Origin of the sequence: Nostocoides vanveenii (assembly GCF_039531165.1) — a bacterium.
GTDB classification, from domain to species: domain Bacteria; phylum Actinomycetota; class Actinomycetes; order Actinomycetales; family Dermatophilaceae; genus Nostocoides_A; species Nostocoides_A vanveenii.
The window spans coordinates 37132-50978 of sequence record NZ_BAAAPN010000035.1 but is presented as its reverse complement, the minus strand read 5'-3'; the positions used below and the strand labels follow the sequence as shown (position 1 = coordinate 50978).

10 protein-coding genes and 1 tRNA gene are annotated in these 13847 nt (G+C 68.9%); 7 read left to right on the top strand and 4 right to left on the bottom strand.

The features are described from left to right. Positions 1–29 precede the first annotated feature (29 nt). Together ABD209_RS07340 and ABD209_RS07335 are read right to left on the bottom strand one after the other, a co-directional pair. Positions 30–326, bottom strand: a complete 297-nt coding sequence (locus tag ABD209_RS07340; RefSeq protein ID WP_344064203.1) for a hypothetical protein — start codon at positions 324–326, stop codon at positions 30–32. Positions 327–429: 103 nt separating this feature from the next. Next, a complete protein-coding gene (locus ABD209_RS07335; protein ID WP_344064200.1) occupies positions 430–2103 on the bottom strand; it encodes an MDR family MFS transporter in 1674 nt (557 codons plus the stop codon). Positions 2104–2168: 65 nt separating this feature from the next. On the opposite strand from ABD209_RS07335, the gene ABD209_RS07330 reads away from it, so the two are divergent. Both ABD209_RS07330 and ABD209_RS07325 read left to right on the top strand, forming a co-directional pair. After that, positions 2169–2816: a TetR family transcriptional regulator gene (locus tag ABD209_RS07330; RefSeq protein ID WP_324386654.1), complete on the top strand. Its 648-nt coding sequence runs from the start codon at positions 2169–2171 to the stop codon at positions 2814–2816. 38 nt (positions 2817–2854) lie between these two features. Next, a tRNA-Arg gene (locus ABD209_RS07325) sits at positions 2855–2927 on the top strand. A gap of 43 nt (positions 2928–2970) precedes the next feature. Here the strand turns inward: ABD209_RS07325 and ABD209_RS07320 are convergent. Both ABD209_RS07320 and ABD209_RS07315 read right to left on the bottom strand, forming a co-directional pair. Then, positions 2971–6075 carry a bifunctional FdrA/YlbE family protein gene (locus ABD209_RS07320; RefSeq protein ID WP_344064197.1) on the bottom strand — a complete coding sequence of 1035 codons (3105 nt, stop codon included), beginning with the start codon at positions 6073–6075 and terminating at the stop codon, positions 2971–2973. After that, entirely contained in the window at positions 6068–6784 is a 717-nt protein-coding gene (locus tag ABD209_RS07315) for an oxamate carbamoyltransferase subunit AllH family protein (protein ID WP_344064194.1), read from the bottom strand. Before ABD209_RS07315 ends, ABD209_RS07320 begins: the two co-directional genes overlap by 8 nt. A 97-nt stretch (positions 6785–6881) precedes the next feature. Between ABD209_RS07315 and ABD209_RS07310 the strand changes: the two genes are divergently transcribed. From ABD209_RS07310 to cutA, 5 genes are all read left to right on the top strand, one after another. Next, the gene (locus ABD209_RS07310; RefSeq protein ID WP_344064191.1) at positions 6882–8294 is read left to right on the top strand and encodes a PucR family transcriptional regulator; all 1413 of its coding nucleotides are present in this window, start codon (positions 6882–6884) and stop codon (positions 8292–8294) included. Positions 8295–8470: 176 nt separating this feature from the next. Beyond that, complete coding sequence (locus ABD209_RS07305; RefSeq protein ID WP_344064188.1) at positions 8471–9958, top strand: uracil-xanthine permease family protein; 1488 nt, start codon at positions 8471–8473, stop codon at positions 9956–9958. 92 nt (positions 9959–10050) lie between these two features. Further along, on the top strand, positions 10051–10911 hold the full coding sequence (locus ABD209_RS07300) for an FAD binding domain-containing protein (protein ID WP_344064185.1): 861 nt from the start codon (positions 10051–10053) through the stop codon (positions 10909–10911). Beyond that, on the top strand, positions 10908–11423 hold the full coding sequence (locus ABD209_RS07295; protein WP_344064182.1) for a (2Fe-2S)-binding protein: 516 nt from the start codon (positions 10908–10910) through the stop codon (positions 11421–11423). Before ABD209_RS07300 ends, ABD209_RS07295 begins: the two co-directional genes overlap by 4 nt. Further along, complete coding sequence (cutA, locus tag ABD209_RS07290) at positions 11420–13834, top strand: aerobic carbon-monoxide dehydrogenase large subunit (protein ID WP_344064179.1); 2415 nt, start codon at positions 11420–11422, stop codon at positions 13832–13834. The genes ABD209_RS07295 and cutA overlap by 4 nt, the downstream gene beginning before the upstream one ends. Positions 13835–13847: the final 13 nt, after the last annotated feature.

Genomic DNA, 13847 nt, shown 5'->3' with positions numbered 1-13847 from the left:
TGCGGCCGGCGAGCGGCATACCGGCTCGGTCAGGCGTCGGCCCGGACGGGCGGGATGCGCTCGAGTTTGATGAAGCCGCCCTGCAGGATCGGCAGCAGGGCATCGGGATTCTCGACCGCCTTGAACTCCACGACCATGCCGTCGGTGACGCGCACATGGGTCGGGACGCTGTGGTAGATCCCGAGGTTGAGGCTCAGCACATGATCCCCAGGGGTGATGTCGAAGTCGTTCACCTCCTCTGCCCAGGTGCCGACGGCCTGGCCGCGGATCGTCAGGACGCGCTCCTTGGAGCACAACCCTCGGTGAATGCGCAGAGTGGCTGACATGGCTCCTCCCGTGTGGATGGTCCTTTCACCATGACAGATCCCGAGCCCGTATGACGTGCCGTCACCCGCGCAGTGCCCGCCCGGTGCCGCGCGCCGTCAGAGTTCAGGCGCGGGCGTATGCCGGCGGGCGCGCCTCGGCGGGTCCCTCCGCCGCCGAGGAGTCCTGGCCGGTCGTCGACGAGGCGAGCCCGTCCAGGATTTCGTGCCCGGCCTCTCCGGCCGCCGGGGCGTGGTTCGTGGTGCGCAGCGGGACCGACTTGATCAGCGCGGTGGCGACGAAGACGAGCGCGAGGATCGGCAGGCCCAGGAGGAAGACGTCGTGCAGCCGCTCGGCCAAACCCTGGCGCACGGCATCGGCCACCGCCGGGTTGAGCGTGCTCAACGCGGCCGGGTCGAGCACCGAACCGACGCCGATCTGCTGACCGGAAGCCGCCAGCTTCGCGGCGGCCGACGCCGGCAGGTGATCGAGGATCGCAGCCTGCAGCCCGGTGGTCATCACGGTGCCGAAGATCGCGATGCCGACCGTCGAGCCGACATTGCGGAAGAACTGCGTGGATGCCGTTGCGACGCCGAGATCGCCACGGGCAGAAGCATTTTGGACCAGCAGCGTGTACTGCTGCAGGCACAGACCGAGGCCGACGCCGAGGACGATCATCGCTGTGGTGAGCTCGCCGGAGGTGGCGGTGTGCGTCAGGCGGGTGAGCAGCCATACGCCGGCGGCCATCAGCGCGACGCCGGCGAGCATGATCTCCTTGTAGCGGCCGGTGCGGGTGATCAGCTGGCCGGCGAGGATGCCGCAGACGATCAGGCCGAGCATGAGCGGCAGCAGGATCAGGCCGGAGTTCGTGGCATTGACGCCGACGACGCCCTGGGCGAAGACGGGGATATAGATGATCGCGCCGAACATCACCATCGCCACCCCGAAGGCCGCGATATTGGCGAGCGCGACGATCGAGTTGCGGAAGAGCCGCAGCGGCAGGATCGGCTCGGCGGCACGGGATTCGGCGTAGACGAAGGCGGCCAGCAGGAGGGCGCCGGCGGCATACAGGCCGAGGATCACGCTGGAACTCCAGGCATATGTGGTGCCGCCCCAGGAGGTGGCGAGCAGCACCGCGACCAGGCCGGGCGTGAGGGTGGCGATGCCGGCGACGTCCACTCGGGCGTCCCGGCGTTGGTGGGGGAGGTGGAGGAAGCGGAAGACCACGCTGGTCGCCGCGATGCCGAAGGGAATCGACGTCCAGAAGAGCCAGCGCCAGCCGAGGTTGTCGGTGATCCAGCCGCCCGCGAGCGGGCCGGCGACCGAGGTCACGCCGAAGACGGCGCCCATGACACCTTGGTATTTGCCGCGGTGCCGCGGGGGAATGATGTCGCCGATGATGGTCTGCGCCAAGGGCATCACCGTGCCCATACCGAGGCCCTGAATGGCGCGGCCGGCGACGAGGGTCCAGAAGTTGGGCGCGAGCCCGCAGACGAGCGAGCCGATCATGAAGACCGCGAGCCCGGCGAGATAGAAGCCCCGCCGGCCGTAGAGATCGGAGAACTTGCCGACGATCGGCACCACGACCGCGGAGACGAGCATCGCGGCGGTGGCGACCCATGAGTAGTGATCCATGCCGCCGAGTTCGGCGACGATGCGCGGCATCGCGGGGCCGACGATCGTCTGGCTGATCGACGCGACGAACATCCCGAGCATCAGCCCGATGAAGATGCGCCGGCCGGCCGCGTCGAGATGGAACTCGCCGTTGGAGGCGTGGGCGGGGCTGGCTGGGCGACTCATCCTGACCAGGATAAAGAAAATGTGCAGAGTCTGCAAGTTTGCAGTCGCTGCACTATGATGGCCGTATGTCGTCCGCCACCGCTGTCGCTGTCGTCGCTCCTCCCGCCGGGGTCGAGGATGCGGAATGCGGTCTGCGCGAACGTAAGAAGCGCGAGACGCGGGCCGCCATCCATCGGGCGGCACTGGAGTTGGCCCACGAGGGCGGGGTGGATGCGCTGACCGTGGACGCGATCGCCGAGCGTGCGGGCGTCTCGCCGCGAACCTTCTTCAACTACTTCCCGACCAAGGATGATGCGATCATCGGCAGCGGGGCGAGCGATCTCGACGCGCTGGCCACCTTGGTGGCGGCCCGGCCGGCGGGGGAGTCGGTGCGCGAGATCGTGCACGCCATCGCCCTGATCCGCATGGCCGCCCTCGAGCGCGACCCGGAGAGCTGGGCCATGCGCCGGGAGCTGACCTTGAGCGAGCCGGCCATCGGGCTGCGCTTCCTCGGGGTGTATGCCCGCGCCGACCGCGTGCTCGTCGACGCTCTCGTCGAGCGGACGCGCGTCGCGTCCGCGGGCGCCTTGTCCGCGGACGAGGAGTTCGCCGTCGCGGTGGAGGCCCACGCCGCGCTCGGGGCGGTGCGCGCCGCGATCCGGATGCACCTGGCCGGCGCGTATGCCGGCGCCCCCCTGCGCGAGCTGCTCGATCGTGCCTACGCGCTGCTGTGAGGCTCGCCTAGACTTCACTGGCCGGTCCGCCGGCCCCCGCCCTCGTAGCTCAGGGGATAGAGCACCGCTCTCCTAAAGCGGGTGTCGGACGTTCGAATCGTCTCGGGGGCACTACGCCGCTGCCGCTTGCGAGGCTCGCACACCTCTGGCACGGCTAGGAAGCGAGTCGAGCGAGTGCGTCCAGGGCGAGCGTGAAGCACTGCTCGGGCGGGTTAACCAGGCCGGCGCCGACCTGGCCGGTGCCGGCGACCCGGCCGGCCATGCCAGTGTTGATCTGCGGCAGGATGCCGGTGCGCACGACCTTCGTGACGTCGATTCCCGTTGGGGTGCCGCGGAATTCGAGGATCGGGATTTGGTAGCTCGCGTGCTCGCCTTGAGTGATCGCGTACATCTTCTGCGTCGCTTGCAGCGCGAAGGGCACGTCCCCACCGACGAATTTCACGATGGCCGGAGCCGCCGCCATGGCCACGCCGCCGATGCCGGCGGTCTCGGTGATGGCAGAGTCTCCGATGTCGGGATTCGCGTCCTCCGGGCCGTAGGACCCGAGGAAAAGACCCTCCGGCGTGTTGGCCGGCCCGGTGAACCACTGCTCGCCGGTGCCGGACACGCGGATGCCGAAGTCGGTGCCATTGCGCGCCATCGTCGTCACGATGCTCGAGCCCGGGATGCCGTGCGCGGCGAGCGTCGCGAGCTTGCACGCGGGCATACCGAGATTGAGGAAGAAGTGCTCGTTTGCGCCCGAAAAGCGCACGGCCTCAGCGATATCCGTTGGCGAACCGTCGGCCGTGATCAGGTGCGGAAGCAACTCGCGCAGCAACATCAGCGAGCCGGCGCGGTTACGGTTGTGGCCCTCGTCGCCCATCTGCAGCATTTGGGCGATGATCGCCTTGATGTCGATCCGCTCGGCCTTGCGCGCCGCCTGCTGCAACAACGGCCCGAGGACCGAGTTCATCCAGTGCAGCCGGTCGATGACCTCCGCGCCGTAGGCGCCATAGCGCAGCACCTTGCCCAGTCCTTCGTTGAGCGAGCACCAGGACCGGTTGTCGTGCACCGGGTCGTGCAACTCGTAGACCCACATGCTCGGGCTGATCACACCGGCCATCGGGCCCACCGCATCGCGATGGTGGCAAGGCTCGAACGTGATGCCTTCTCCCGCAGCGAGTTTCGCCTCGGCTTCCTCCGGTGTCGCGGCCATGCCCTCGAAGATCATCGCGCCGATCAGCGCACCCCTCATCGGTCCGCTGGCTCGCTCCCACTCCAGCGGCGGACCGGCGTGCAGGAAGGTCCCGCGCTCCAGGCCCAAGGCCTCGGCCGCCGGGCGCACGTCCACCAGGTCGGCGCCGGCGGCGGTCATCCGCTCGAACGCCAGCTGGTTGGCTGCCTCGCGTCGCGAGTCGAGCAGGACGCTGCGGATGTCTGCCGGGTTCGCGCCGGCCAGCGGCGGCTGCCAGCGCGTCTCGATCACCCGCACCGCCTGGGCGACGAGCGCCTCGCTGAACAGGCCCACGCCGACCGTCGCGACGGCCGGCTCGGCGGGCAACCCCGCCGGATTGCCCGTATGCCGTGGCCCGCCATCCGCGGCCGGCCCACCATCCGCGGCCGGCTCGTCTTTCGCGGCTGGCTCACTATCCGCGGCTGGCTCGCCGTCCGCGGCTGGCTCGCCTTCCGTAGGCGGGTCGCCTTCCGTGGCAACGGATGTCGTCGCCTCCGCTACGGCAACGCCGAGTAGGGAAACGGCCGCGCGCGCGGCTTCGGCATTCGAGAGGTACACCCTGGCTCCCGCGGCAACGAGCGCCGTGGCACAGGCCTCCAGGCCCTGCGGGTCGCCCTGCGTGCCCACGAGCGCCACCACCACCGGCAACTCCCGACCCGCGAGCGCAGCGCTCGCCCGGGCAGACCGGATCGCCAAGGCGAGATCACCGGCCGGATCGGGATGCGAGCCATAGCCGAGCACCAGATCGAGCAGGAGCACACCGCACGTCGGATCCTGGCCTTCAGCGCGGATCCGCTCGGCGCGCAGGGACGGGTCGATCATCGGGTGCGCGCGCCCGCGCGTCAGGCCGTCGTCGCCGAAGTCGATGACCACATGCCCACTCTCGGCGGCCAGGTCGTCGCCCAGGGCAAGTTCGGGCGCGAGCGGGATATTCGAGCGGATCGCGCCGAGCGTTGAGCCGGCGATGATCATCGCTTCGTCGGCGAGCGTGCCTCCGCAGAAGAGCCCGCGCAGGCGCGCGCCGTGTCCCGCCGCCGGCGAAGCTCCCGCAGGTGCCTCGCCCGTGGGCCCGCCCACGGCACCCGATCCACGTGCGTCGCCCCAATGCGGCCACGCCTCAGGCAGATTCGCGCCGGTAGCCGCGAGCGCCGACTCGACGGACGCGGTCAGGTCCGGCCGGCCGGCCCCCAGGATCGCCCAGTGCACCGGCTTGCCCATCCCAACGGCATACGTCTCGAGTGCGGCGAGCACCTCGGGCGCAGGCGGCTTCGAGACGACGATGATCGAGGTCGTCCCCTCGTCGGCCGCGAGCATCGCGAGCGCCTGCCGTGTTGCGCGTCCACCGACGGGGGCCGACAGATCGCGACCGCCGACGCCCAGCACGTGACTGACCCCCACGCCGGCTGCGTCGAGCAGACACATCACCTGCTGGGCGCCTGTTCCCGACGCGGCGACTAGCCCGACCGAGCCGGCCGCGACCACGTTCGCAAAGCCCAGAGCCACCCCGCTGACTACGGCCGTGCCGCAGTCCGGCCCCATGACCAGCACCCCGCGCGCCGTGGCCGCATCCTTGAGCGCGACCTCGTCGGCGACCGCGACATTGTCACTGAACAGCATCACGCTGACGCCGGCGTCGATGGCGTCCATCGCCTCGGCGGCGGCGTGCTCGCCGGGCACCGAGATCAGCGCCAGCGACGCGTCACCGGCGGCGATCGCGCCGCCGAGGGTCACCGGCTCGGGCGCCGAGCCGAAGCCGGATGTGTTGCGGGAGTTGGCCGTCAACTCGGCCAGGGCCTGATCCACCGCGGCGAGTCCCGCGTCGGCGGCCTCCGACGTCGCACCGCGCAGCGCGACGACGACGTCGTTCACGCCGATCCCGTCCGGCAGGCTGAAGCCCATGCCGGCGAGCACCTCGAGATTGAGGTCGGTGCCCATCGCGACCTGGGCGGCGCTGATGCCGGGTGTGGTCGCGATGAGCTTCGAGACGTGCATCAGCGTCACGGAGTCGTAGTAGGCGCCCCCGCGGACATCGACGAATTCAGGCACTGAGGCGCTCCTTGGTGAGGTTGGCGATGGTCAGGTTGGCGATGGCGTGGTCAACGCCGCGCAAAAGCGCTGAGCCGGACGTATGCCCGATGTGCGAGACCTGCGCACGCAGCCCGTTGGTGGGCCGGCCGCGCAGGGCGGCATCGGCATAGGTCACGAGTTCGGGGACGGCGTAGCCGTCGATCGCCGCCGCGACTAGGGACGCGGACAGGGCGGTGGTGCGGTGAAGCAGGCCGTGGGCGACGTCACTCAGGTGCGGATCGCCGGCGGCGTACGCGACCAGGAGGGCGCCGCAGATCTCGTCATCGCCCTCGGGTGTCAGCCCCGGGCCACGTCCGATCCGATCCTCAATCCAGTCGTCCCGCATCACCCCCGACCCACGGGCGCGAGCGCCGCAGGGATGCACCCGGGCGGGTCGCCACGTGCGCACGGCGCGAATCGTGTTGTGCGGGAGCCGGATCTCTGACACGCCCACCTGGAGGGGATCGCCAGCACCTACGCCCCACCGCACCTGCGAGGACGCCACGGGCAGCCGCCACGCGGTCGGCAAGGCCAACCCGTCAGAGGTGACGACGGCCAGCACGCCGTGCTCGGGATGACCGGCATACAGGGCCGTCGGGAAGGCCCCCAGCACCCGCCACGACTTCTCGCCGCGGCCGGAGCCGACCCCGCACGAGGGCGCGAGCGGCGAGCGGGCGGCGAGCAGCATTCCCCGACGCTAGCGGGGACTCGGCGGCAACTCGGATGGAGAATCTTGCCAACGAAGGTGGCTATCTCCTGAAACTTCTGCCGTCTACGATCGGCCAATGGTGAATGTTGCCAACGATCGGACCGGCTCGGGGCTCGACCTTCTCGGAACCACCATGACGCCCGGTGAACTGCCGCCCCAGATCCCGGACACCCTCGCCGAGCCCGAGCTGCGCGCCCTCGCCGGGCAGCTGATCGCTGCCTTGCGTCGTGAGGACGAAGTCCACCGGTCGCTGCTCTCCATCGTGGTGGCCGGCGGCTCCCTGGCCGACCTGTGCGAGGCGCTCGCCGCCCTCATGGAGACCGTCGTCATGATCACGACAACCGACGGCCGGGTGATCGCCCAGGCCGGCGACTCAGCGGCCATCGAGGAGGCGGCAGCCACCTCGGCCTTCGACCCCACCGGCCGGTTCCTCGTCGAGCACGAGATGGTCGGCGAGCGGTCCGGCGACGCCGATTGGGTGCGTCGGGCGACCGTCCGGATCATCGGCGGCAGCGGGGTGGAGGGCCGCATCGTCGCCTTCGCCAAGGATCGGGCCCTGTCGCGCAACGATATTCATCTTCTGGAGCGTTCGGCGACCGTGGCCGCCCTTGCCATTGCCCGCGAGCAGGCCGTGACCGCCGTCGAGAGCAAGTACCGCGCTGAATTCCTTCGCGACGCTCTGGCCGGACGTGCGGGCAGCACGGCCGAGGCCATCGCCCACGCGGACAGCCTCGGTTGGACGCTGACCGACCGGATGGTCGTCGTGGTCGCGGAGACCGATGAGAACGACACCTTCACGCACCGCGACTCCGAGGAGGTCCGCGCCCTTCAGCAGCGCTTCGCCCGCGCCTGGATCCGCGCGGTGGGGGCACGGGATCGCCGGGTTCCGGTGATGGGTTTCAGTCAAGAGATCGTGGCGCTGCTGCCGCTGCCGCCAGAGATGGCGACCGAGAAGATCATGGCGATCGTCACCGACCTCGCCCGCATCGTCCGCGGCGACGGCGGCGGTGGTCGCCGCACCTTCTCCACCGGCGTCTCCCGCCCGATCACGGCGATCGAGTCCCTCCCGATGGCGTATGCCGAGGCCTTGCGGGCTGCCGCCGTCGGCCGCCAGAAACACGGCGCCGGCGCGATCACGCACTTCGACGAGTTGGGGATCTACCGGCTGCTGTCCCTGGTCCCGGATTCCGAAGAACTGCGCCAGTTCGTCACCGATGCCCTCGGCGAGCTGGCCACCGACGACAGCCCGGAGAACGCCGACCTGCGCCTGACCCTCGCCGTGCTCATCGACACCAATCTCAATGTCGCCGAGGCGTCGCGCTTGCTCTTCTTCCACTACAACACGCTGCGCTATCGCATCGCCAAGCTCGAGCGCATCCTTGGCCCCTTCACGACCGACCCACAACTGCGGCTGACGCTGGCTCTCGCCCTCAAGGTGCTTGAGATGCGCGGATTGGCGCAAAGCCGCAGGTCGGCGCCCCATACCTGAGCGTTTCGGCGAGATCACGGGGGGCGGACACGCGGGCAAGTCCTGCCAACGTGGGCATACGTCCCATGTCAGTTACTGCTCGGTTCAGTGCCGCCGCGCGCGCACTAGCGTTCCAACAACCCTGGTGGTGGGTGTGAGACGCGTCTCAAGGACGCCGTAAGAAGTGGGAGTTGCCGATGGCCGCCTTTGGTTGGAAGTTGCATGGTGACGGGGGCCTGACCGGCCCCGATGATGTCGTCGCTCCCGACGAGCGCCTCAGCTGGGCCAAGACCGTCGGTCTGGGCGCTCAGCATGTCGTCGCCATGTTCGGCGCGACCTTTGTCTTCCCTCTGGTCATGGGGCTGAACCCGCAGCTGGCAATCATGATGAGCGGCATTGCGACGATCATCTTCTTGCTCATCGTCGACGGAAAGGTCCCCTCCTATCTCGGGACGTCGGCATCCTTCGTCGGCGCCGTCGCCGCGATCCGCGCGCAAGAAGGCGCCACCTCGGCACGCGTCACTGGCGCCATCATGATCGCCGGCATCGTGCTGGCTCTTGTCGGCGTTGCCATTCACTTCCTCGGGTCCGGTGTCCTGCACCGAGTGCTACCGCCGGTCGTGACCGGCGCGGTCGTCATGCTCATCGGCTTCAACCTCGCGCCGGTGGTTGCCGGCATCTATTGGCCGCAGGATCAATGGGTCGCACTGCTCACGATGCTCTTCACCATCGTCGTCGCCGTCGCCTTCAAGGGCTTCATCGGCCGCATCTCGGTCTTCCTCGCGCTGATCTTCGGCACCGCTCTTTCGTGGATCCTGGACAAGACCGCCGGCCCGATCACGTCGGTCCTCGGTGGGGCAACCGAAGCGACCGAGCACGTGCGGTGGAACACCTCGGGAGTGGGCTCGGCGTCCTGGTTGGGCCTGCCCCTCAAGACGACGACCGGGGCGGATGGCATGGAGGTGGCCGGCTGGCACATGCCGAGCTTCTCCATGGCGGCGATCCTGCTCGTCCTGCCCGCCGTTATCGCGCTGATCGCGGAGAACACCGGGCACGTCAAGGCCGTCGCCGAGATGACCGGCAAGGACCTCGACCCGATGATGGGACGCGCTATCGCCGGTGACGGCGTCGGCACCACCCTCGCCTCCTTCGTCGGTGGCTCGCCGACCACCACGTATGCCGAGAACATCGGCGTCATGGCGGCCACCCGCGTCTACTCGACAGCTGCCTACTGGGTCGCCGCCTTGGTCGCAATCATCTTCGGCTTCTCCCCGAAGTTCGGGGCCCTCGTCTTCTCCATCCCCGGCGGGGTCCTCGGCGGCATCACCGTGGTGCTCTACGGCATGATCGGCCTGCTCGGCGCCAAGATATGGAAGGAGAACGGGGTGGACTTCGGCAACCCGATCAACCTCGTCCCCGTCGCGGCCGGCATCATCATCGGCGTCGGTGACGTCCAGATGAAGTTCACCGACAACTTCAGCCTCGGCGGCATCTCGCTGGGCACGATCGTCGCGGTGGGTGCCTACCACCTGGCTAAGGCGCTCGCTCCTGCGGACCTGCGCACCCGCGCCGACGGCGCGCTGATCGCCGTCGGTGACTACACCTATGGCGACAGCGACGGGATCGACGACCTGCTCCAGGACGACAATCCCGAGGACTTCTACGGCCGCCGCCCCCAGGGCTGACCCGAACCCGGCCGGCAGCCCCGAGGGCGCGTCCCTCGGGGCTGCCCCCATTCCCCCTTCCCCTTGATGAGTTTGGACGGCAGGATCGAGCGATGAAGCCCGCACCCTTCGCGTATCACGCCCCGCGAAGCCTCGATGAGGCCGTGGCCGTGCTCGGCGAGGTCGGTCACGACGGCAAGGTGCTCGCGGGTGGCCAGAGCCTCATCCCGATGCTGTCCATGCGCCTGGCCGCCCCGGCCCACCTGATCGACATCAACCAGGTCGCCGGCCTCGATACCGTCACCGTCACCGAGGATGCCGTACGCGTCGGTGCGACCGTCCGCCACCGCGACGTCGAGCGCTCCGACGAGGTGTATGCCGCACTTCCCCTCCTGCGGCAGGCTCTCCTCAACGTGGCGCACCCTGCGATCCGCAACCGCGGCACGACCGTGGGCTCGATCGCCCATGCGGACGCCGCCGGCGAGATGCCGTCGATCGCTGTGCTGACCGATGCCATCGTCGAGGTGCAGGGCCCGGCGGGCGCGCGAGAGATCTCCGCGCATGACTTCTTCGCGGGCCCGTTGGAGATCGCCATTGGGGCCGACGAGGTCGTTGTCGCGGTCCGCTTCGGCCGCTTCCCGAGTGGCACCCGCACGGGTTTCACCGAGTCGGCCCGACGCCGTGGGGATTACGCACTCGCCGGCGTGGGAGTTGCGCTCACGTGTCAGGAGGGGGCGATCGCGCGGGCGCGAGCGGCATACGTCTCGGTCACCGATGTGCCCAGCGTTCTCGATCTGACGGCGGTACTCGTCGGGACCACCCAGGCGGACGTGGCGGCGCGCGCCGACGATCTGATCGGTGCGGTGCGCGCGCACGTGCAGCCCGAGTCCGATATCCACGCGAGCGCGGACTACCGGCGCATGCTCGCCGGCGAACTGACTCGCCGACTCGTTGCTGAGGTGATGGCCCGATGACCGAGACGACCTATGGCGCCGACGTGCTGATCCCGGTGCAGGTCACCGTCAACGGCGTCGGCTGCAGCGCCTCGGTGCCCGCGCGCCGGCTGCTCTCGGATTTCCTGCGCCACGACCTGCGGCTGACCGGCACGCATGTCGGCTGTGAGCATGGCGTTTGCGGCGCGTGCACAGTGCTTCTCGACGGCCGGCCGGTGCGCTCCTGTCTGATGTTCGCCGTGCAGGCCATCGGGCGCGACCTGACGACGGTTGAGGGCTGCGGCACGATCGACGCGATGGGACCCGTCCAGCAAGCCTTCACCGAATGCCACGGTCTCCAATGTGGTTTCTGCACACCGGGTTTCATCACGACAATCACGGCCTACCTCGCCGAGAACCCCACCCCCAGCGAGGAGGAAGCGCGCGAGGCGGTGTCGGGGAATCTGTGCCGGTGCACCGGATATCAGAACATCGTCACGTCGGTCCTGCGCGCCGCGGAGATCATGAACCGGCGAGCGGAGGAGCAGCGATGACCACCAAACTCTTCGGTGCGCCGGTGCAGCGCCGTGAGGATCCGCGCCTGGTGACCGGGGGCGGACGCTATCTGGACGATCTCGGGCATACGGCCTATGAAGCGGCCTTCGTCCGCAGTCCGCACGCGCACGCGCGGATCACCGATATCGACGTCAGGGACGCCCTCGACACCCCAGGCCTGATCGGCATCTGGACGCACGAAGATCTCGAGGGTCAGGTGGGGGAGTGCCTGCCGCTGCTGATCCCGCACCCCGCGCTGACGGCGCCACGCACCGGCTATGCCCTCGCCAAGGACACCGTCAACCACGTCGGCGAGGCGATCGTCCTCGTCGTCGCCGAGGATCGCTACGCCGCCGAGGATGCGGTGGCCCGAATCCGCGTGGACTACGACTTCCTGCCCGCGGTGGTCGGTCTCGAAACTGCCCGTGCAGCAACGGATCTCGTGCATGTCGACGCACCCGGGAATGTCTCGGCGCATATGGTCCAGGAGGTCGGCGACGTCGATGCGGCAATGGGTGGTGCCCCGCGCCGGCTGAAGCTGGATCTGTCCATCGAACGCAGCGCCTGCACGCCGATGGAAGGCAAGGGCGTGTATGCCGTCTGGGACAGTGACGCCGAGCGCCTGACCATCTGGTCCTCGACCCAGACATCGACCGGCGTGCGTGCGGCCGTGGCTGCGCGCTTGGGATTGCCCCTGGCCAAGGTCGACTGCATCGCGCCAGACGTGGGAGGCGGCTTCGGCGTCAAGATCATGCACCCCTGGCCCGAGGAAGTTCTGATCCCTTGGGCCGCAAGGCTTCTCGGGCATCCGGTGAAGTGGACCGAAGATCGCCGCGAGCACTTCATCTCCTCGGCGCACGAGCGCGGACAGTTGCAGGAGGTCGAGGTCGGCTTCGACGACGAGGGCCGGATCCTTGCGCTCGACGTGAAGTTCTGGCACGACAACGGGGCCTACACGCCCTACGGGATCATCGTCCCGATCATCACCTCGACCCAGCTGCTCGGGCCCTACAAACCCGGCACCTATCGCGTCGAGTTCTGGTCGCTCTACACCAATACCGTTCTCGTGACACCTTATCGGGGCGCGGGCCGGCCGCAGGGCTGCTTCGCGATGGAGCGGACCATGGACGCCATCGCCGACGAGTTGGGGCTGGATCGGGCCGAGGTGCGCAGCCGCAACTTCATCCTCCCCGAGGAGATGCCCTACGACCACGGGTTGATGTTTCAGGATGGCCGGCCGCTCAAATACGACAGCGGCGACTTCCCCGCTTCGCTCGCCAAGCTCAAGGCGCTCGTCGGCTGGGACGACTTCGCGGGCTATCGGGCGCGGGCCGAGGCCGAAGGGCGCACGGTCGGGCTCGGCATCGGCTGCTATGTCGAGGGCACCGGCGTCGGGCCTTATGAAGGCGCGCACATCGTCATCGAGACCAGCGGGCGAGTCAACGTCGCGACGGGCCTGACGACGCAGGGCCAGGGCCATCAGACGGCCTTTGCCCAGATCGTCGCCGATGAGCTCGGTGTGCCCCTGGAGTCGGTTTATGTCACGACTGGCGACACGCGTCGAATGCCTTATGCCGTAGGCACTTTCGCGTCGCGGGCCGCCGTGATGTCCGGCAATGCGATCGCGTTGGCGGCCCGCGCCGTGCGCGCCAAGGCGATCAAGATCGCGGCCGAGGCCCTCGAGGCGGCCGAGGAGGATCTGGAGATCGTCGACGGCATCATCTCGGTCAAGGGCATGCCCGATGCACGGATGCCGATCGGCACCACCGCGGTGCTGTCCAACCCGTTGCGCTATGCCTTCGACGAGGCCGCCAAGGCGGCGACCCAGTTCGCCGGGACCTTCGACCCCGACAAGCCGCCGGTCGCCGACGACGAAGAGCCGGGCTTAGAGGGCAAGGACTTCTACAGCCCGACGCAGGCGACCTTCGCCAACGGCATGCATGCAGCGATCGTCGAAACCGACCCGGTGACCGCCGAGATCCGCATCCTGCGCTACTGCGTCATCCACGACTGCGGCACCATGGTCAACCCGATGATCGTCGAGGGCCAGGTTCACGGCGGCGTGGCCCAGGGCGTCGGTGGCGCGCTCTACGAGCGCATGGTCTACGACGAGTCGGGGCAGTTGCTCAACGCGAGCTTCATGGACTTCCTCATTCCCTATGCCACCGAGGTGCCGCACGTCGAGGCCGATCACCTAGAAACGCCGTCACCGCTGAATCCCTTGGGCATCAAGGGCGCCGGCGAAGCCGGGTGCATTCCGGTAACTGCTGTGATCGCGTCCGCCATCGAGGACGCCGAGGGCTTCCCCATCACCGCGATGCCCATTTCCCCCGTCGAACTGTGGGAGTTGCGGCAACGCCACGAGCGGGGCGAGCTGCCCTCGTTGCGTCGTCGCGCGACCGCTGGCTAGCAAAGGAGCAGAC